At 55.9% G+C, this 19,618-nt stretch carries 14 protein-coding genes; 8 read left to right on the top strand and 6 right to left on the bottom strand.

Annotated elements, in window-relative coordinates; genetic code table 11:
• Nucleotides 1–11 precede the first annotated feature (11 nt).
• Nucleotides 12–1,388 (top strand): Trk system potassium transporter TrkA, encoded by a 1,377-nt coding sequence (gene trkA, locus ACZRJQ_RS14320; RefSeq protein ID WP_463978982.1) that lies wholly within the window; start codon nucleotides 12–14, stop codon nucleotides 1,386–1,388.
• A gap of 16 nt (nucleotides 1,389–1,404) precedes the next feature.
• Nucleotides 1,405–1,710, top strand: coding sequence for a tetratricopeptide repeat protein (locus ACZRJQ_RS14315; RefSeq protein WP_463978981.1), 306 nt, complete (start codon nucleotides 1,405–1,407; stop codon nucleotides 1,708–1,710).
• A 44-nt stretch (nucleotides 1,711–1,754) separates the two neighbouring features.
• Here the strand turns inward: ACZRJQ_RS14315 and ACZRJQ_RS14310 are convergent, their stop codons facing one another.
• Nucleotides 1,755–2,642, bottom strand: a complete 888-nt coding sequence (locus tag ACZRJQ_RS14310; protein WP_463978980.1) for a lysophospholipid acyltransferase — start codon at nucleotides 2,640–2,642, stop codon at nucleotides 1,755–1,757.
• Nucleotides 2,643–2,786: 144 nt separating this feature from the next.
• Entirely contained in the window at nucleotides 2,787–3,344 is a 558-nt protein-coding gene (locus ACZRJQ_RS14305; RefSeq protein ID WP_463978979.1) for a DNA-3-methyladenine glycosylase I, read from the bottom strand.
• An 81-nt stretch (nucleotides 3,345–3,425) separates the two neighbouring features.
• On the opposite strand from ACZRJQ_RS14305, the gene glyQ reads away from it, so the two are divergent.
• The 4 genes from glyQ to ACZRJQ_RS14285 all read left to right on the top strand — a co-directional run bounded on the left by glyQ (nucleotide 3,426) and on the right by ACZRJQ_RS14285 (nucleotide 7,822).
• A complete protein-coding gene (gene glyQ / locus ACZRJQ_RS14300) occupies nucleotides 3,426–4,379 on the top strand; it encodes a glycine--tRNA ligase subunit alpha (protein WP_019828634.1) in 954 nt (317 codons plus the stop codon).
• On the top strand, nucleotides 4,376–6,430 hold the full coding sequence (gene glyS / locus ACZRJQ_RS14295) for a glycine--tRNA ligase subunit beta (protein ID WP_463978978.1): 2,055 nt from the start codon (nucleotides 4,376–4,378) through the stop codon (nucleotides 6,428–6,430). Before glyQ ends, glyS begins: the two co-directional genes overlap by 4 nt.
• Before the next feature lie 4 nt (nucleotides 6,431–6,434).
• The gene (gene gmhB / locus ACZRJQ_RS14290; protein ID WP_463979055.1) at nucleotides 6,435–6,974 is read left to right on the top strand and encodes a D-glycero-beta-D-manno-heptose 1,7-bisphosphate 7-phosphatase; all 540 of its coding nucleotides are present in this window, start codon (nucleotides 6,435–6,437) and stop codon (nucleotides 6,972–6,974) included.
• 77 nt (nucleotides 6,975–7,051) lie between these two features.
• Nucleotides 7,052–7,822 (top strand): lysophospholipid acyltransferase family protein, encoded by a 771-nt coding sequence (locus ACZRJQ_RS14285; protein ID WP_463978977.1) that lies wholly within the window; start codon nucleotides 7,052–7,054, stop codon nucleotides 7,820–7,822.
• A 263-nt stretch (nucleotides 7,823–8,085) separates the two neighbouring features.
• Here the strand turns inward: ACZRJQ_RS14285 and ACZRJQ_RS14280 are convergent, their stop codons facing one another.
• Both ACZRJQ_RS14280 and ACZRJQ_RS14275 read right to left on the bottom strand, forming a co-directional pair.
• On the bottom strand, nucleotides 8,086–9,708 hold the full coding sequence (locus ACZRJQ_RS14280; RefSeq protein WP_463978976.1) for an MFS transporter: 1,623 nt from the start codon (nucleotides 9,706–9,708) through the stop codon (nucleotides 8,086–8,088).
• A gap of 90 nt (nucleotides 9,709–9,798) precedes the next feature.
• On the bottom strand, nucleotides 9,799–11,460 hold the full coding sequence (locus ACZRJQ_RS14275; RefSeq protein ID WP_463978975.1) for a GMC family oxidoreductase: 1,662 nt from the start codon (nucleotides 11,458–11,460) through the stop codon (nucleotides 9,799–9,801).
• A 132-nt stretch (nucleotides 11,461–11,592) separates the two neighbouring features.
• Here ACZRJQ_RS14275 and ACZRJQ_RS14270 point away from each other — a divergent pair, with 132 nt between their 5' ends.
• Both ACZRJQ_RS14270 and ACZRJQ_RS14265 read left to right on the top strand, forming a co-directional pair.
• The gene (locus tag ACZRJQ_RS14270) at nucleotides 11,593–12,480 is read left to right on the top strand and encodes a LysR family transcriptional regulator (protein ID WP_463978974.1); all 888 of its coding nucleotides are present in this window, start codon (nucleotides 11,593–11,595) and stop codon (nucleotides 12,478–12,480) included.
• A gap of 529 nt (nucleotides 12,481–13,009) precedes the next feature.
• Nucleotides 13,010–16,003, top strand: coding sequence for an autotransporter outer membrane beta-barrel domain-containing protein (locus tag ACZRJQ_RS14265; protein WP_463979054.1), 2,994 nt, complete (start codon nucleotides 13,010–13,012; stop codon nucleotides 16,001–16,003).
• 73 nt (nucleotides 16,004–16,076) lie between these two features.
• On the opposite strand, the gene gyrB is transcribed toward ACZRJQ_RS14265, so the two are convergent.
• Together gyrB and recF are read right to left on the bottom strand one after the other, a co-directional pair.
• Nucleotides 16,077–18,494 carry a DNA topoisomerase (ATP-hydrolyzing) subunit B gene (gyrB, locus tag ACZRJQ_RS14260; protein WP_463978973.1) on the bottom strand — a complete coding sequence of 806 codons (2,418 nt, stop codon included), beginning with the start codon at nucleotides 18,492–18,494 and terminating at the stop codon, nucleotides 16,077–16,079.
• Between the two features lie 5 nt (nucleotides 18,495–18,499).
• Entirely contained in the window at nucleotides 18,500–19,603 is a 1,104-nt protein-coding gene (recF, locus tag ACZRJQ_RS14255; RefSeq protein ID WP_463978972.1) for a DNA replication/repair protein RecF, read from the bottom strand.
• Nucleotides 19,604–19,618: the final 15 nt, after the last annotated feature.

Here is a 19,618-nt window from a genome sequence, read left to right as displayed (position 1 = left end):
GGAATGACGGCATGAAAATCATCATCCTCGGCGCAGGGCAGGTCGGCGGTACGCTGGCCGAGCATTTGGCCAGCGAGTCCAATGACATCACCGTAGTCGACACCGATGGCGAGCGCCTACGCGACCTCGGTGACCGCCTCGACATTCGCACCATTCAGGGCCGCGCATCGTTGCCCAATGTTCTGCGTCAGGCCGGTGCCGATGATGCCGACATGCTGGTGGCCGTGACCAACAGCGACGAAACCAACATGGTTGCGTGCCAAGTGGCCTACACGCTGTTCCACACACCGACCAAAATCGCTCGGGTGCGCGAATCGGCCTACCTTACGCGGGGCGAAGAGCTATTCGACAACGATGCGATTCCGGTCGACGTCTTGATCAGCCCTGAGCAAGTTGTTACCAACTACATCAAGCGTCTGATCGAACACCCCGGCGCGTTGCAGGTGATCGACTTCGCAGAAGGCAAAGCACAGTTGGTGGCGGTCAAGGCCTACTACGGCGGCCCGTTGATTGGTCAGCAATTGCGCCAGCTGCGCGAACACATGCCGAATGTGGATACGCGAGTGGCGGCTATTTTCCGACGGGATCGCCCGATCACGCCCCGTGGCGATACCGTGATTGAGGCCGACGATGAGGTGTTTTTCATCGCCGCCAAGGCCAACATTCGCGCCGTAATGAGCGAAATGCGCCGCCTCGACGAAAGCTACAAGCGCATTGTGATTGCGGGTGGTGGCCAGATCGGCGAGCGCTTGGCCGAGGCCATTGAAAGCCGTTATCAGGTCAAGATCATCGAGATGAACCCGGCGCGTTGTCGTTACTTGTCTGACACCCTCGACAGCACGGTAGTGCTGCAAGGCAGTGCCTCAGACCGCGACTTGATGCTTGAAGAAAACATTGCCGACGCCGACCTGTTTTTAGCCCTGACCAACGACGACGAAGCCAACATCATGTCGTCGCTACTGGCCAAACGCTTGGGCGCGAAGAAGGTGATGACCATCATCAACAACCCGGCCTACGTGGACCTGATTCAAGGTGGCGATATCGACATCGCCATCAGCCCGCAGTTGGCCACTATTGGCACCTTGCTGACCCACGTGCGGCGCGGCGATATCGTCAGTGTTCACTCGCTGCGCCGAGGTGCAGCAGAAGCCATCGAAGCCATCGCCCACGGTGACTCGAAATCAAGCAAGGTGATTGGCCGCAGCATTGGTGAAATCCATTTGCCGCCGGGCACCACCATCGGTGCGATCATTCGCGACGAAGAAGTGTTGATTGCCCACGACGCCACCGTCATTAACGCTGGTGACCACGTGATTTTGTTCCTTGTGGATAAAAAACACATTCGCGACGTAGAGAAGCTGTTCCACGTGGGGCTGAGTTTTTTCTAAATCAGGGAGTGACAGGATGCTCGATTCACTGGAAAAGATGCTGGCCAAGGGTGTGGATAACTCGCTGCTGCGTTTTGGCTTGGGCAAGGGTTATCTGGACCTTGGGGATAACCTCAAGGCGGCTGAGCATCTGCAACATTGCGTGAGCTTTGACCCCAAGTATTCCGCGGCCTGGAAGCTTCTGGGCAAAGCACATTTGGCGGCGGGTGACCGAGTGGCCGCACGCACGGCGTGGGAGCAGGGGATTGGCGCAGCGCAGGTCCATGGTGACAAACAGGCCGAAAAAGAAATGACCGTGTTTTTGAAAAAGCTGGATAAGTAGTCGCAGCCTGCGGCAGCGACTACAAGGTGTGTATGCGGTACGTTTTAGTACCAGCGCGCCTCGCCCGGTGGACGTTTTTTGAAGCGCTTCATGCTCCACATGTACTGGCTCGGGTATGCCCGCACGTATTTCTCGACCACTTGGCTCATGGCAGCGCACGAGGTCGCCGTGTCGGTGCTGTACATGGCTTCGGGGGCCGCTTCCAGAATCACCTTAAAACCCGAACCGTCCGGTAAGCGCAACGCGTGCAAGAACACGCCCACCGCTTTACCGCCCGCCAACATGTTTGGCACAAATTTGCTGGTCAGGGCCATAGTGCCAAGAAACGGCACAAAAATACCCGCCGACTCTGCCGGCTCCGGGTCGGCTGGAATACCGACCTGACCGCCTTTGCGCACTTCCTTGATGACACTCAAAATGCCTTCTTTGGTTGACGCAGCAACGCGGTTGCCCAACTGCACCCGTTGTTTGCGCAACAATTCATCCACAGCCTTGAGCTTGGGCGGGCGATAAAAAATGATCGGTTTGCACTGGCTGCAATAGAAGTGGTTAAGCACTTCCCAATTGCCCAAGTGACTGGTGATGCCGACCACGCCTTTGCCTGACGCCAGCGCGTCCTTGAGCACGTCCAGACCTTCGACTTCTCTTACCAGATCAATCGAGCGCTGCGCAGGCCAAATCCAGGCACAGGCGCTTTCAGTCAGACTTTTGCCGATGTCCTTGAGGCTTTGCCCGACTAACTGCTCGCGAGCCACTGGGTCCATTTCAGGGAAGCACTTGGCCAAATTGATACGCACCACATCGCGGGAGCGATTGGGCAGTTTCCACATCAACCAGCCAATAGCTGAGCCCACGCGCTGCACTGCGCTCCACGGGAGCATGGCAAACAATCGCAAAGCCCCGACCAGCAAGGCGCCTTTAAACTTTTCCACAGGGTTTTCCCACTCCAAACAAAATGATTCTGTAGTCGCTGACGAGAGCCGAGGCTGCGATGGGTTGCGCAACGGCCCGCTGTTGAAGGCCCTTTGGGCCTTATCGCAGCCTTCGGCAGCAACTACAGGGTTCATGGCTGCATCTTAACCGCCGTTAACCAGTTGCGCGTAGCGGTCGCAGGTGGTGGCGTGGTCCATGACCATGCCACTGGCCTGCATGAAGGCGTAGCAAATGGTTGGGCCGACGAACGTAAAACCCGCTTTTTTCAGGGCTTTGCTCATGGCTTGGGCCTCAGGCGTCACCGCAGGAAACTCATGCCGCTCAGTGAAATGATTGATTTTCGGTTGGCCGCCCACAAACGACCATAAAAACGCTACCGGGTCTTGCAACGCCAGCCAGGCTTGCGCATTGCGCCGTGCTCCCGCCACTTTCAATCGGTTGCGAATGATCCCCGGATCCAGCAGCAAAGCCTCTATTTCATCGTCAGTCATCAACGCTAAACGCTGCACGTCAAAGCCGAACATGACTTTGCGATAGTGCTCACGTTTTTTTAAAACGGTGATCCATGACAACCCCGCTTGGAACCCTTCGAGCAATAACAACTCGAACAGCCCATGCGCATCGCGCAACGGCACGCCCCACTCTTGATCGTGATAGGCCACATATAAAGGGTCGTCTGAGCACCAGAAACAACGTGCCATATAGGCTCCAAGAGGTGGAGGCGCGACCGAATCGGGTATACTCCCGCTCTTTAAATCGCAGCCCAAGAAACAGGTGAATTTGTGAGCCAGCCTACGCCAGCAGTGCGTACCTTCCAAGACTTGATCCTCGCCCTCCAGCAATACTGGGCCGAGCAAGGTTGTGTGGTGCTTCAGCCCTACGATATGGAAGTGGGCGCCGGCACATTCCATACCGCTACGTTTTTGCGCTCTCTGGGCCCAGAAACCTGGAACGCCGCTTATGTGCAGCCCAGTCGTCGCCCGACTGACGGCCGCTACGGCGAAAACCCGAACCGCTTGCAGCATTACTACCAGTTCCAGGTGGTATTGAAGCCAAACCCGCCTAACTTCCAGGAGCTGTACCTCGGCTCGCTGAAACACATTGGCCTGGACCCTCTGGTACATGACATTCGTTTCGTGGAAGACAACTGGGAGTCGCCAACGCTGGGCGCCTGGGGTCTGGGTTGGGAAATCTGGCTTAACGGTATGGAAGTCACCCAGTTCACCTACTTCCAGCAAGTAGGCGGCATCGAGTGCTACCCGGTAACTGGCGAAATTACCTACGGCCTAGAGCGTCTGGCGATGTACCTGCAAGGTGTAGATTCTGTCTACGACCTGGTATGGACCGACGGCCCGTTCGGCAAAGTGACCTACGGCGACGTGTTCCACCAGAACGAAGTCGAGCAATCGACTTACAACTTCGAACACGCCAACGTCGACAAACTGTTTGAGCTGTTCGACTTCTACGAAAGCGAAGCCAAGCGCCTGATCGAACTGGATCAGCCGCTGCCATTGCCAAGCTACGAAATGGTGCTCAAGGCGTCCCATACGTTTAACTTGCTGGATGCTCGCCGCGCGATCTCGGTGACGGCGCGTCAGCAATACATCTTGCGTGTACGCACCTTGGCCCGTGCTGTGGCGCAGGCGTATCTCGAAGCGCGCGCCAAGTTGGGCTTCCCGATGGCGCCCCCTGATTTGCGTGATGAAGTGTTGGCTAAGTTGGAGGCTGCACAATGAGTGCTCAAGATTTTCTGGTTGAACTGGGCACTGAAGAACTGCCGCCAAAAGCCCTCAATACGCTGGCCGAAGCATTTTTGGCCGGTATCGAAAAAGGCCTGCAAACAGCTGGCTTGAGCTTCAGCGCGAAAAAAGTCTACGCCGCACCGCGCCGTTTGGCCGTGCTGCTGACCCAGCTTGAAACCCAACAGCCTGATCGCAGCATCAACATTGATGGCCCGCCACGTCAGGCAGCCTTTGATGCCGAAGGCAACCCGACCCAGGCAGCCCTTGGCTTTGCCAAGAAGTGCGGCGTTGATCTGAGCGAAATCGATCAGAGCGGCCCAAAACTGCGCTTCAGCCAAGTTATCGTCGGCAAGCCGACGGCCAGCCTGCTGCCGACCATTGTTGAAGACTCGCTCAACGACCTGCCTATTCCTAAGCGCATGCGCTGGGGGGCTCGCAAGGAAGAGTTCGTACGTCCAACCCAATGGCTGGTGATGTTGCTGGGCGATGAAGTGGTCGATTGCACGATCCTCGCGCAAAAAGCCGGTCGCGACTCCCGTGGGCACCGTTTCCACCACCCAGAAAGCGTGCGCATTAGTGCACCCACTCATTACCTCGAAGACCTGCGCAAAGCCTACGTGCTGGCAGACTTTGACGCGCGTCGCGAGCTGATCTCCAAGCGCGTGGCCGAACTGGCAACGATGCAGGAAGGTACCGCCATCGTGCCGCCAAGCCTGCTCGACGAAGTGACCGCGCTGGTTGAATGGCCGGTGCCGTTGGTGTGCTCGTTCGAAGAACGCTTCCTCGATGTACCGCAAGAAGCCTTGATCACCACCATGCAGGACAACCAGAAGTATTTCTGCCTGCTGGACGCTGATGGCAAGTTGCTGCCGCGCTTTATCACAGTCGCCAACATCGAAAGTAAAGACCCACAGCAGATCATTTCGGGCAACGAGAAAGTGGTTCGCCCACGTCTGACCGATGCTGAGTTCTTCTTCAAGCAAGACAAAAAGCAAACACTTGAAAGCTTCAACCTGCGCCTGCAAAACGTAGTGTTCCAGGCTCAGTTGGGCAGCGTTTACGACAAGGCCGAGCGCGTATCTAAGCTGGCGGCGTTTATCGCACCCCGTATTGGCGGTGATGCTCCGCGTGCAGCCCGTGCAGGCTTGCTGTCCAAGTGCGACCTGGCCACCGAAATGGTCGGCGAGTTCCCGGAAATGCAAGGTGTTGCCGGTTACTACTACGCCCTCAATGACGGCGAGCCTGAAGACGTTGCACTGGCGCTGAACGAGCAATACATGCCGCGTGGTGCTGGCGCAGAGCTGCCAACCACCCTGACCGGTGCTGCGGTGGCCATTGCCGACAAGCTCGACACCCTGGTGGGTATTTTCGGGATTGGCATGTTGCCGACCGGCAGCAAAGACCCGTACGCACTGCGCCGTGCTGCGCTGGGCATCTTGCGTATCCTGATCGACAAAAAGCTCGACCTTGACCTGACTGAAGCCGTGAACTTCGCTGTTAACGCTTTCGGCGCCAAGATCAAGTCAGCCGGTTTGGCCGATCAAGTGCTGGAGTTCATCTTCGACCGCCTGCGTGCGCGTTACGAAGACGAAGGCGTAGACGTGGCCACGTACCTGTCGGTACGTGCCCTGCAACCGACTTCTGCATTGGACTTCGATCAGCGCGTACAGGCCGTTCAAGCGTTCCGTCAATTGCCGGAAGCAGGCGCACTGGCGGCTGTGAACAAGCGTGTATCTAACCTGCTGAGCAAGGTTGAAGGCAAGGTGTCGACTCACGTCGAAGCCAAGTTCTTTGACAACGCCAGTGAGTTCTCGCTGTACTCGGCGATTCAAAAAGCCGACGAAGCGGTGCAGCCAATGGCTGCAGCGCGTCAGTACAACGAAGCGCTGACCCGTCTGGCTGCATTGCGCGAGCCAGTGGATGCGTTCTTTGAAGCGGTAATGGTCAACGCTGAAGACGCCAACGTGCGTGCAAACCGCTACGCATTGCTGGCGCGCTTGCGCGGTCTGTTCCTCGGCGTTGCCGATATTTCGTTGCTGGGCTAAGGGGCTGCTGTTGGAACTGCTGATTCTCGATCGGGACGGAGTGATCAATTACGACTCCGACGCTTACATCAAGTCTGTCGAGGAGTGGATCCCACTGCCCGGCGCGATCGAGGCTATTGCGCAGTTGAGCAAGGCGGGCTGGACGGTGGCCATTGCTACCAACCAGTCCGGCATTGCCCGCGGCTACTACGATGTCGCCACCCTGGAGGCCATGCACGCACGCTTGCGTACGTTGGTGGCTGAGCAGGGGGGCGAGGTCGGGCTTATTGTTTATTGCCCGCACGGCCCGGACGAAGGCTGCGAGTGTCGCAAACCCAAACCCGGTATGTTGCGCACCATTGCCGAACATTACGCTGCCGATTTACACGAATGTTGGTTTGTTGGTGACAGTTTGGGTGACTTGCAAGCCGCAGAAGCCGTCGGTTCACAGCCAGTTTTGGTAAAAACCGGTAAAGGCCATAAAACTCTGGCCAAAGAATTCCCGGCGACTACCCTGATTTTTGAAGATCTAGCGGCAGTTGCCGCACAACTTATCCACACATAAGGCATTTTTGAACACCTGCTGGCGTCCGTTGCTCAGGCCTGTTCACAAGTGCGTTATCCGCAACGGTAAAAGTCGCTATGTCGATCCTGCAGGCCATCAGAACTTTTTTCTTTTACCTGCTGTTGGGCACCAGTTCTCTGCTGTGGTGCTCGCTGAGCTTTTTTGTCGCCCCCTTTCTGCCGTTTCGTGCGCGTTATCGATTTATCAACGTGTACTGGTGCCGTTGCGCACTGTGGCTGACGCGGGTGTTTCTCAATATCCATGTTGAAGTGAAGGGCGCTGAAAACATCCCACAGCGGCCCTGCGTCATTTTGGCCAACCACCAAAGTACCTGGGAGACGTTTTTTCTTTCGGCCTACTTTCAGCCGTTGAGCCAGGTGCTCAAACGCGAACTGTTGTATGTGCCGTTCTTTGGCTGGGCGATGGCGATGCTGCGCCCAATTGCCATCGACCGAGAAAACCCCAAGGCGGCGCTCAAGCATATTGCCAAAAAGGGTGATGAGCTGCTCAAGGACAACATTTGGGTCCTGATTTTCCCGGAAGGCACCCGCGTGCCATTCGGCCAAGTGGGCAAGTTTTCCCGGGGCGGTACGGCGTTGGCGGTTAACGCCGAGTTGCCTGTGTTGCCGATTGCCCATAATGCGGGCAAGTACTGGCCAAAAACCGGTTGGGCCAAGCGTGCAGGCACTATTGAAGTGGTCATTGGTGAACCTATGTACGCCAACGGCACAGGGCCACGCGCCATCGCTGAGCTCAATGACCGCGTACAAGCCTGGAACGAACAGGCTCAGCGTGACATGGGTTCACTGCCGCCAGTGACAGCGCCAGCAGACACCGCTACGAGCTAAACCAATTGTGGATAAGGTGTGTACAAGTTTTGGATTTCTTTTAAAAAAAGCTCGTAACCTAATGATTTAAATACTTATTTCTCGGTATGACTTTTTAATGAAAAACGTGCATAAGTTTTTCTAAGCGCATAAAAAACCGGCTTATTCGCCGGTTTTTTTGTGCCTTGAATTAATCACCGCCGTAGTTACTGCCGAAGGCTGCGCTCTATTAAAAAATCAAAAGACCGCAGCCTACGCCAGCTTCTACGAGGTAAGTCGCCTGTTTAGACTTTATCGATATTCACGTTTCGGGTTTCTTTGAGGCAGAGCATCCCCACCACCAGGCTGACTCCGGTGATGACCACCGGATACCACAAGCCGTAGAAAATATCCCCGGTGTAAACCACCAATGCGAACGACACCGTCGGCAGGAAGCCACCAAACCAGCCGTTACCAATGTGGTACGGCAGGGACATTGAGGTGTAGCGAATGCGGGTCGGGAACAACTCGACCATCACAGCCGCCAACGGGCCGTAAGTCATGGTCGCAATGAGGGTCAGCAATACCATCACCAACACCACCATTGGCTGGTTCACAGCACTCGGGTCAGCTTTGGCCGGGTAGCCTGCAGCCGTGATGGCGGCGCGCATAGCCGCCTCATCAAACCCTTTGATCTGCTGTTCGCCCACCGACACCTGCACTTCAGTACCTGGCGCAACTGACTGCGAGGTGTACGGCAACCCTTGTTTGACCAAAAAGGTTTTGACCTTGTCACACGGGCTGTCAAAACGCGCCTTGCCCACCGGATCGAACTGGAAGGTGCAGGTCGATGGATCAGCCATCACCACGATTGGCGACTGGCGGCTGGCCGTGTCGATCTGAGGGTTAGCGTAATGGCTCAGTGCTTTGAACAACGGGAAGTACAGCACCGTCGCCAGCAGCAGTCCCATCATCAAGATCGGCTTGCGGCCTACACGGTCTGACAGCCAACCAAAGAAGATGAAGAACGGAGCACCAATCACCACGCTGATAATCAGCAAGGTGTTGGCTTGGGCAGGGTCCATCTTGAGCATCTGCGTGAGGAAGAACAGCACATAAAACTGTGCCGTGTAGAAAGTCACCGCTTGGCCGGCGTTGATGCCAAACAGCGCGATCAACACGATCTTGAGGTTTTCCCACTTGCCAAACGACTCACGAATCGGCGATTTACTGGTTTTACCTTCGGCCTTCATTTTTACGAAGGCCGGCGACTCGTGCATGCTCATGCGGATCCAGGTGGATATGCACAACAGCACGATGGACAGCAGGAACGGCAGGCGCCAGCCCCACACTTCAAACTGATCGCCCGTCAGGTAACGGCAGCCCAACACTACGATCAGTGACAGCAGCAGCCCCAAAGTGGCGGTGGACTGAATCCAGCTGGTGTTAAACCCACGCTTGCCGGGTGGCGCGTGCTCGGCCACATAAGTCGCGGCGCCGCCATACTCACCGCCCAGCGCCAGCCCTTGAAGCATGCGCAACAGCACGAGCATGATCGGTGCGGCGATGCCAATGCTGGCGTATGTGGGCAGCAAGCCCACAGCAAAGGTCGATAAGCCCATCAGAATGATGGTCATGAGGAAGGTGTATTTACGCCCAATCATGTCCCCCAAACGGCCAAACACCAGTGCCCCAAACGGACGCACCAAAAAACCGGCCGCAAACGCCATCAAGGCAAAAATGAACGCAGTGGTGTCATTAACCCCGGCAAAAAACTGCTTGCTGAGAACAGTCGCCAACGCGCCATACAAGAAAAAGTCATACCACTCGAAAACCGTCCCGAGGGATGACGCAAAAATGATTTTTTTTTCTTCGCGACTTGTCGGCGCTTTGGCAGCGACAGCCTGTTGTGCAATTGAGTCCGACATGTTTCATGTCCTCGGCCCTGTGGGCCACAGTGATTATTGTTGTTGTCCACTGTCGGTTTCGGATGACTGCGACCGAAACCACGATCGTTTTCAGGCGACCGGTATTGCCACTGTGCGGCTTGCGCCAGTGTCTTGCTCCTGTGTGTGAATGGGCGTTGCCAGAATCAACTGCGCGGCTTTCTCACCAATCATTAAGGTTGGCGAACACGTATTGCCTGACACGATGTTAGGCATGATCGACGCATCTGCCACCCGCAATCCCGGTACGCCATGTACACGCAATTGGGCATCGACAACGGCCTGTGCGTCCTGACCCATGCGGCAGGTGCCGACAGGGTGAAAGATCGTCGTACCGATGCGGGCGGCAGCTTCGTACAACTGTTGCTCGGTTTGCAGGTCTTGACCGGGAAGGTATTCCTCCGGGCGGAAGGCTTGCAGGGCAGGGCTGGCCACAATGCGCCGGGTCAGACGTATGGCATCTGCTGCAACTTTTAAGTCGTCAGGATGGCTCAAGTAATTAGGGTCAATCAGCGGCGCGTCATCGGGCTTGGCCGAGCGAATATCCACACGGCCACGACTTTTAGGCCGCAGGTTGCACACCGACGCCGTAAAGGCCGGGAAGGTATGCAGCGGCTCGCCAAAGCGTTCCAATGACAACGGCTGAACGTGGTACTGCAAATTAGCCGAGGGCTGGTCGGGGCTGGATTTGACGAACGCGCCCAACTGGCTCGGCGCCATCGCCAGCGGACCGCTGCGGTCGTACGCATAGCGCAGGCCCATGCCGATTTTGCCCCACAGGCTGTTAGCGACTTGGTTCAGCGTGCGGGCCTTGCTCAGTTTGAAAATCAGCCGCAGTTGCAGGTGGTCTTGCAAGTTGCCGCCCACACCGGGCAGCTCGTGCTGCACCGTTATGCCCAGGCTTTCGAGCAGCGGGCGAGGGCCGATACCCGAGCGCTGCAAAATGCCCGGCGAGCCAATGGAACCCGCACACAAAATAATTTCGCAACGCGCCGTAAAGGCATGGTCTGCTCCTTGCCACCGCGCCTTGAGCTGAGTCGCTCGACCGTTATCGAGCAACACTTTGTCGACCTGAACATCCGTCAACACGGTCAAATTGTCGCGTTTGAGCACTGGCCGTAAAAAAGCTTTGGACGCATTCCAGCGCACACCCGCCCGCTGGTTGACCTGAAAGTATCCACAACCTTGATTGTCACCGGTGTTGAAATCACTAACGGTGGGAATACCGCTTTGCGCTGCTGCGTCGCGAAACGCATCCAGAATCGGCCATGAATAACGCTGTTGTTCCACCCGCCACTCGCCCTCGGCGCCATGCAGGTCAGCGTTACCGGCAAAGTGTTTTTCGCTGCGTTTGAACAGTGGCAGCACGTCTTTCCAGGCCCAACCCAGGTTACCTTGCTCTGCCCAACGGTCGTAATCCTGCGCCTGACCGCGCATATAGATCATGCCGTTGATCGAGGAGCTGCCACCCAACACTTTGCCGCGGGGGTAGCTCAGGCTTCGTCCTTGCAGGCCCGCTTGTGCCTCGGTTTTAAAACACCAGTCGGTGCGCGGGTTACCAATGCAATAGAGGTAACCCACCGGGATATGAATCCACGGGTAGTTATCTTGACCACCCGCTTCTAGCAGCAGCACCTTGTGCCGTGGATCGGCAGACAGCCGATTGGCCAGCACAGAACCTGCAGGGCCTGCACCGACGACAATGTAGTCGTATACCTGTTTGGCCGATGGCATTTAACACCTCGCCTTTATTGTTCTTGTCCTACACCATCGTATTGATTAATTTCGAGTTGAAAACGCGCGATTTCACCCACGGCATGTGCGTTTTTGCACAGTCAGCTAATAAGCCGCGTCGAGGCAATGACCATGTTTGATTGGAATGACTTGCGCTACTTTCTGGAGCTACAGCGAAGTGGCCGCTTGCTCAGTGCCGCTAAGCGTCTGAGTACCACCCACAGCACGGTTGCGCGGCATATAGAGCGCATTGAACAGCACCTTGGCGCCGCGTTGTTTGTGCAACACGCCCAAGGCTACGAACTGACCCCGGCAGGCCAAGCGTTGCTCAAACATGCCGAGGCCATGGAAAACGTCGCACTGCTGGCGCAAGAAGAAATCACTCAAGCCATCGCACCCTTGGGCAAAATTCGCTTAGGCGTCACCGAAGGCATCGGCATCATGTTCATTACCTCGCGCTTGGGCAGCTTGTTTGAGCGCTATCCCGGCCTCGAAGTTGAGCTGGTAGCCGTGCCAAGGTTTGTCAGCATTCTCAATCGCGAAGCAGAAATCAGCGTGCACCTGGATCGCCCCAACGCAGACCTGTTGATCACTCGCAAACTCACCGATTACCGGCTTGCGCTGTATGCCAGCCGCGCCTATCTGGAAAAGGCGCCCCCTTTGAACAGCCGCGACGACCTTGCCAACCATCACTGGATTGGTTACGTCGACGACTTACTGTTCAGTCAGGAGCTGCTGTTTCTCAACAACTTCTGCCGCACGCCCACCGTCACCTTTCGCAGCACCAGCGTCATCGCCCAACAACAAGCCGCCCGTGCAGGGCTCGGCATTGCCGTGCTGCCCAACTACATGGCCAGCCACGACCCTGAATTAGTCCGCGTGTTACCCGAAGAGTCGGTACAGCGCAGTTACTGGATCAGCACCCGACGAGAGCTGCACAAGTCGGTCAGATTGCGCGTTGTGTGGGATTTTCTACTGGAGTTATGCACAACCGAGCAAGCCGTGCTGCTGGCGCCTTAAAAGGTAAATTCGCACAGTGAAGTGCTCTACACAGTGATTAAACCCAGCAAGAATCTTTGAGGGACAAACACGTGGGATTTTCCAACGCCTCACAATCGGACACAGCCTACGGTGGTTATCCAGAGGCTGCGTTATGGTGTGGCGTCTCTTGAAAAGATAGTTCGAAGGCGAAAGCAGCCCCTTAACGGACGCAGCTATTCGTAACAGCAGCGATGTCATTCTGACGCTGGCCGAAACCCACTCCCCTCACTATCTGTTGCAACCCGCAGCCCTGGACCACATCCGCGAACAAGCCACAACTGTGGCTTGCGCCTTAACTCGCCGCTCTGATGCCTGCGTACCAACAGAGCGTGGCAATACTGCTTTGTGCCGCTTCAGGTGCGAGGTTGATAACCGATCAAGGAAAGTCACACGTATGGAAACAACACAAGAACAGACCCTGTCCGCTCAAATAAGAGGTGAAGTGCCCTTTAAAACTTATGCCTGCCAATTACTGGGTATTGGGGTGGCTTCCTTGAGTCTGATCAGCATGACGCAGGCTTCGCCCTATGTTGAAACCGGCAAGGCAGGGCAGCCCAATAGCTGGCGCAGTACGGAGTTCAAAACTGATTGGGGACTAGGCGCGATTAATGCCCAAGAGGCGTATGCGGCAGGTTATAGCGGTAAAGGCATCAAACTGGGTATCTTCGACCAAGCGGTTTATTCACAGCACCCGGAGTTCAATAGCCCGAACAAAGTCATCTCGTTGGTAACTACGGGCATACGCGAGTACACCGACCCTTATATCCCGGTTAATGCAGGCGATGCGTTTCGCTATGACGGCAGTCTGTCCATCGATTCTGGTGGCACATTCGGCGCTCACGGCACCCACGTTGGCGGTATCGCAGCAGGCAATCGTGATGGTGGCCAAATGCACGGTGTGGCCTATAACGCACAAATTATCGTGGCCGATAACGGCGACCCTGGCCCTGAAGACGGCGTTATTCTTGGCAATGATGGCGCTGTGTATAAAGCAGGCTGGGATGCCTTGATGACCAGTGGCGCACGCATTATCAACAACAGTTGGGGCATTGGAGTCCCTAAGGAACTCTTAAAAGGTGGGTTCTACTCCGCGCTCCCGCACTTCACCGTAGACGATGCGCAAAAGCAGTTCGACCAAATTTTGCCGTTGCTGAACACCAAATCTGGCGGTGCTTATGCAGGCGCTATCGCGTCAGCACGCAGCGGCATCGTGACCATCTTTGGCGCCGGCAATAACGGCAACTTTAATAATCCTGATGCCATTGCCGGGCTGGCAAAATTTGTCCCGGACATCGCGAGCAGTTGGATCACCGTCTCTGGTCTGGAGCAAAACCCCGACACCACAAGCACGATCCCTTACACCTTCAGCTCCTTTTCTACACGTTGCGGTTATGCAGCGAGTTTTTGCGTCTCGGCGCCCGCCACAATGATTTACAGCTCCATCGTTAGTGGCACTCAGTTAGATAACGTGGCCACTGGGTATGCGTTTTACAACGGAACCTCAATGGCTGCGCCCCATGTGGCGGGCGCAACTGCGGTGCTGATGGAGCGCTTCCCGTATATGACAGGCGGGCAAGTAGCCAGCACCCTCAAAGCAACTGCAACCGACTTGGGAGATCCTGGTATCGACGAGTTGTACGGCTGGGGGATGATCAACCTTAAAAAAGCCATCGACGGCCCAGCCATGTTTATCGCCGACAGTGATATTCCACAGCCGCTGCGTATCGAAGGCTCCTACGGCACAGGTCAGTTTGTAGCGGATTTACCGGGCATCGGTACCCTTATCGATGCAGGCACCTTCACAGAGCGGCGTTGCACACACACTCACTGCTCGTTTGATGTATGGCGCAACGACATTTCCGGTCATGGCGGTTTAACCAAACAAGGCATTGGAACCTTGGTATTGACTGGCGCCAACACTTACAGCGGCCCCACCTTGATCAATCAAGGGCGGTTGGCCGTGAATGGTTCACTCAGATCGGCCGTTATCGTCAATAACGGAGGTACGTTGGGGGGCAACGGCCTGGTGGCAGAGCTAACTGCTCGCCGTGGGAGCACGGTAGCACCGGGCAACTCTATCGGCACCTTGCAAGTGGCCGGGGACGTGACCTTTGAGAAAGATTCGAACTATGCCGTGGAGTTATCCACAAGCCACAGTGACCGGATTGTGGCGGGCGCAAAGGCCTTGATCAAAGGCGGCACTGTGATGCTTGCACTAGAGAACAATCCCGCACTGCTTAGCCACCAACAGGCCAAAAGCTTACTGGGGCGACAGTTCAACATCCTGCACGCCGGTGAGGGTGTTCAAGGGCACTTTGACGAGGTGCTGCCCAATTACGTATTTATCGGCGGCCATCTCAACTACTCGGCCAATGATGTGGAGCTGAACATTGAGCGCAATGCCACGTCCTTTGCCAGCGTGGCGCAAACCCCTAACCAGCGCGCCGTCGCCACGGCGGCAGAACAATTAGTGGCAGGCAACACGCTGTATGAAAGCCTGTTGCTGTCACCTTCGGTTGCGAGCGCCCGACACGCATTCAAGAGCCTCAGTGGTGAACTCCATCCAGCGGTGGCCACGCAACTCATCAACGAAAGTCACTACTTACGTGACGCGGTAGGCGACCGTTTGCGCCAGCCAGATGTGTACACCGCCAACGACGAACCTGCGGGCCAGAACAACGTATGGGTTAAAGCACTGGGGGGCTGGGGTAAAACCGACACTGGCTCATCGTATGCCAACTACACCACATCATTGAGCGGGTTGTTGGCCGGGGTGGATGGCTTGATCAGCGAAGCGAGCCGTTTGGGTATCTTTACCGGTTACAGCAACAGCGCCTTGAACATGGGTGGCGGGACTCATTCGTCAGCCTCAACTAACAGCTACCACTTGGGCACGTATTTGGGGCACGAAGCGGGTTCTCTGCGTTTGAGCGTGGGCGGGTCATATAGCTGGAGCCGCATCGACGTGAAACGTGATGTGCAGTTTGCCGACATAGACGCCAAGCAAAAAACCAAACGCGACGCAAAAACCGGGCAAATTTTTACCGAAGCCGCCTATCACGTAGAGCTGCAACCGATGGCACTCGAACCTTTCGCCAATCTGGCTTACGTAAATGTGAGAAGTGACCGCTTTCATGAGAAGGGCGGAGTAGCGGCACTCACAGGTAATAGCGATACACGCGAAGCCGTACTAACGACCTTGGGCGTGCGAGCAGCCAAAACCCTCACCTTAACTGCCAATCAGCAGATTGATCTGTCAGGGCATCTCGGCTGGCAGCACAACCTCAACCCGGTGCATTCCAAACAAGACCTGAGTTTTGTGAGTGGCAACACAGATTTCAGCGTTCAAAGCGTTTCATTGGCGCGTAATACCGCCGTCGTTGGAGCCCGGGTCGGAGTCAAGCTAGGGCAGGCCACTCGAGTGGATCTAGACTACAACGGCCACCTGAACAGTAAAGAGAACACTCACGGCGTAGGACTTAATCTGAGCTGGCAGTTCTGATCTTGCTTAATTCACGCCCATAAAAAAGGCCAACGCTGAGCGTTGGCCTTTTTAGTTGAGTGCTACACCCGCATTAGAAGTCCAGGTTGGACACTGCCAGAGCGTTGCTCTCGATGAAGTCGCGACGCGGTTCTACTGCATCGCCCATCAAGGTGTTGAAGATCTGGTCGGCGCCGATCGCATCTTCGATGGTGACTTTCAACATACGACGCTGGCTTGGGTCCATTGTGGTTTCCCAGAGCTGGTCGGGGTTCATTTCGCCCAGACCTTTGTAGCGTTGGATGGTGTGACGCTTGGTGCTTTCAGCCATCAACCAGTCCAGTGCTTCCTTGAACTCGGTAACAAGCTTACGGCGCTCGCCACGCTGAATGTATGCGCCTTCATCGAGCAGGGTGCTCAATTGTGCGCCCAAGGTTACGACTGTTTTGTAGTCGTTACTGCCGAAGAAGTCGCGGTTGAAGGTGATGAACGTCGAGTGGCCGTGGGAGATCAGTTCGACCTCTGGCAACCACACATTACGTTCACGGTCTTCACGCAGGCTGGCTTTGTACACCAGGCCAGACTTCTCAACCAGACGCAGACGCGCTTCGTACTTGGTCATCCACTCTTGCATGGCCGCGTGATCACCCAATTGCTCAAGGGTCACGGCTGGTAGGTAGATGAAGTGCTCGGTCAGTTCCTGTGGGTACAGCCGCGACAAGCGCTTGAGGGTTTTCATCACCATGCGGAAGTCGTACACCAGACGCTCCAACGCCTCACCGGAAATACCCGGTGCTTCGTCGTTCAAGTGCAGGCTGGCATCTTCAAGGGCCGACTGCGTCATGTACTCTTCCATGGCGTCGTCGTCTTTGATGTATTGCTCTTGCTTGCCTTTTTTCACTTTGTACAACGGTGGCTGAGCGATGTAGATGTAGCCACGCTCAATCAGCTCCGGCAACTGACGGAAGAAGAAAGTCAGGAGCAACGTACGGATGTGCGAACCGTCAACGTCGGCATCGGTCATGATGATGATGTTGTGATAGCGCAGTTTTTCGATGTTGTACTCGTCGCGACCAATGCCGCAACCCAGTGCAGTGATCAAGGTGCCCACTTCTTGCGAAGAGATCATCTTGTCGAAACGAGCCTTCTCAACGTTGAGGATTTTACCCTTCAACGGCAGGATCGCTTGGGTACGGCGGTTACGTCCCTGCTTGGCGGAGCCGCCAGCAGAGTCACCTTCCACTAGGTACAGTTCGGACAGTGCTGGGTCTTTTTCCTGGCAGTCAGCCAGTTTGCCCGGCAAGCCTGCGATATCCAGCGCGCCTTTACGGCGGGTCATCTCGCGGGCTTTACGTGCTGCTTCACGGGCACGTGCTGCGTCGATCATCTTGCCAACAATCAACTTGGCTTCGTTCGGGTGTTCCAGCAAGAAGTCAGAGAAGAACTTGCCCATTTCCTGCTCAACAGCGGTCTTCACTTCGGAAGAAACCAGCTTGTCTTTGGTCTGGGAGCTGAACTTAGGATCAGGCACTTTCACCGAAATAATCGCGGTCAAGCCTTCACGGGCGTCATCACCGGTGGTGGCTACTTTGTGCTTCTTGGCCAGGCCTTCAGCTTCGATGTAGGTGTTGAGGTTACGCGTCAGGGCAGAGCGGAAGCCCACCAAGTGCGTACCACCATCACGCTGTGGAATGTTGTTGGTGAAGCACAACAGGTTCTCGTTGAAGCTGTCGTTCCACTGCAAAGCGATTTCTACGCCGATACCGTCTTCGCGCTGAACGCTGAAGTGGAACACTTCGTTGACCGGCGTCTTGTTGGTGTTCAAGTAATCAACGAACGCACGCAAACCGCCTTCGTACTTGAACAGCTCTTCTTTACCGCTGCGCTCGTCCTTGAGGACGATGCCAACACCGGAGTTAAGGAAGGACAGTTCACGAATCCGCTTGGCCAGAATGTCCCAGCTAAAGTGGATGTTCTTGAAGGTCTCAGCCGAAGGCTTGAAGTGAATCTGTGTACCCGTGGTCTCGCTTTCGCCAACGATGGCCATCGGCGCCTGAGGTACACCATGAACGTAAGTCTGTTCCCAGATCTTGCCGCTACGGCGAACGGTCAGAACCAGCAGTTCGGACAGGGCGTTCACAACCGACACACCTACACCGTGCAGACCGCCGGACACTTTGTAAGAGTTGTCATCGAACTTACCGCCGGCGTGCAGCACGGTCATGATGACCTCAGCTGCCGAAACGCCTTCTTCTTTGTGCACATCTACCGGGATGCCACGACCGTTGTCGCGCACGGTGATGGATTCGTCCGGGTGGATGGTGATGGTGATGTCGTCGCAATGGCCAGCCAGTGCTTCGTCGATGGAGTTGTCGACCACTTCGAACACCATGTGGTGCAGACCGCTGCCATCGTCGGTGTCACCAATGTACATACCGGGACGTTTGCGTACGGCATCCAGGCCTTTCAGCACTTTAATGCTCGTTGAGTCGTACGTATTTTCTTCGCTCAATGCCTTCACTCCCGATGGTCGTGGGTCTGGGTGATACAGCCCTGTTCCACGTGGAACAGCGCAACTGGCGTTTCCGTCTGCCAGCCTTCCCTCAATAATTCGTGATCTACACAGGTGATAAACACCTGGCAGCGTAAGTCTTCCAACAAGCGACACAGTGCGTGGCGATGCTGCTCGTCCAGCTCAGACGGCAAATCGTCCACCAGATAAATACATTGCCCGCGCCGGGCTTGGCTGACCAAGTGCCCTTGAGCAATGCGCAATGCACAGACCACTAACTTTTGCTGCCCCCGCGATAAAATCTCTGCGGCGTTATGAGCGCCTAATTTAAGGCGCAAATCAGCACGTTGTGGCCCGGCCTGGGTATGCCCCATTTGCTGGTCCCGGTGGACAGACGCGGCGAGTACAGCACTCAGCTCACGGTCTTTATCCCAACCACGGTAATAACTCAGCGTTAACCCTTCGAGTTCTAGTAACTCACTTAAGGTCTGCTCAAAGACTGGTTTCAAGGCTTTGATATAGGCGCGGCGGTATTCATCAATTTCAGCACTGGCCAGACACAGTTCCCGGTCCCAGGCCGCTTGTGAAACGGCGTCGAGTGTACCATGCCGCAGCCATGAGTTCCGCTGCCGCAGGGCCTTCTGTAGCCGCTGCCAAGTCGACATGAAGCGTGGCTCGACGTGGAACACTCCCCAATCGAGAAACTGCCTACGAATCTTTGGGGCGCCTTCCAGCAGACGAAAGCTGTCTGGGTTGATCAATTGAAGCGGGAGTATCTCAGCCAGTTGCGCAGCACTGCGCGCATTTTGGCCGTCGATACGAATTTGAAACTCCCCTTGCCTGTCCCGCGATATCCCTAAGGCACTGTGGCCGCCCTCGGCCAGTTCAACCTGGCCAAAAACGGTACAACTCTGTTGTTCATGCTGAATGACAGGGTTGAGTCTCACACTGCGAAACGAGCGCGCTAGCCCAAGCAAGTGGATGGCTTCGAGCACGCTGGTTTTTCCGCTGCCGTTGGCGCCGTACAGAATATTGATGCGAGGGGAAGGGGAGAAGGTCACCGGGTGCAGGTTGCGCACCGCGGTGACTGTGACACGACTGAGGGACATCTAGCTTGGGCTGTG

The organism is Pseudomonas sp. E315 (assembly GCF_055406205.1).
The sequence above is the reverse complement of the archived record's forward strand: the minus strand, read 5'-3'. Positions and strand labels throughout refer to the sequence as shown.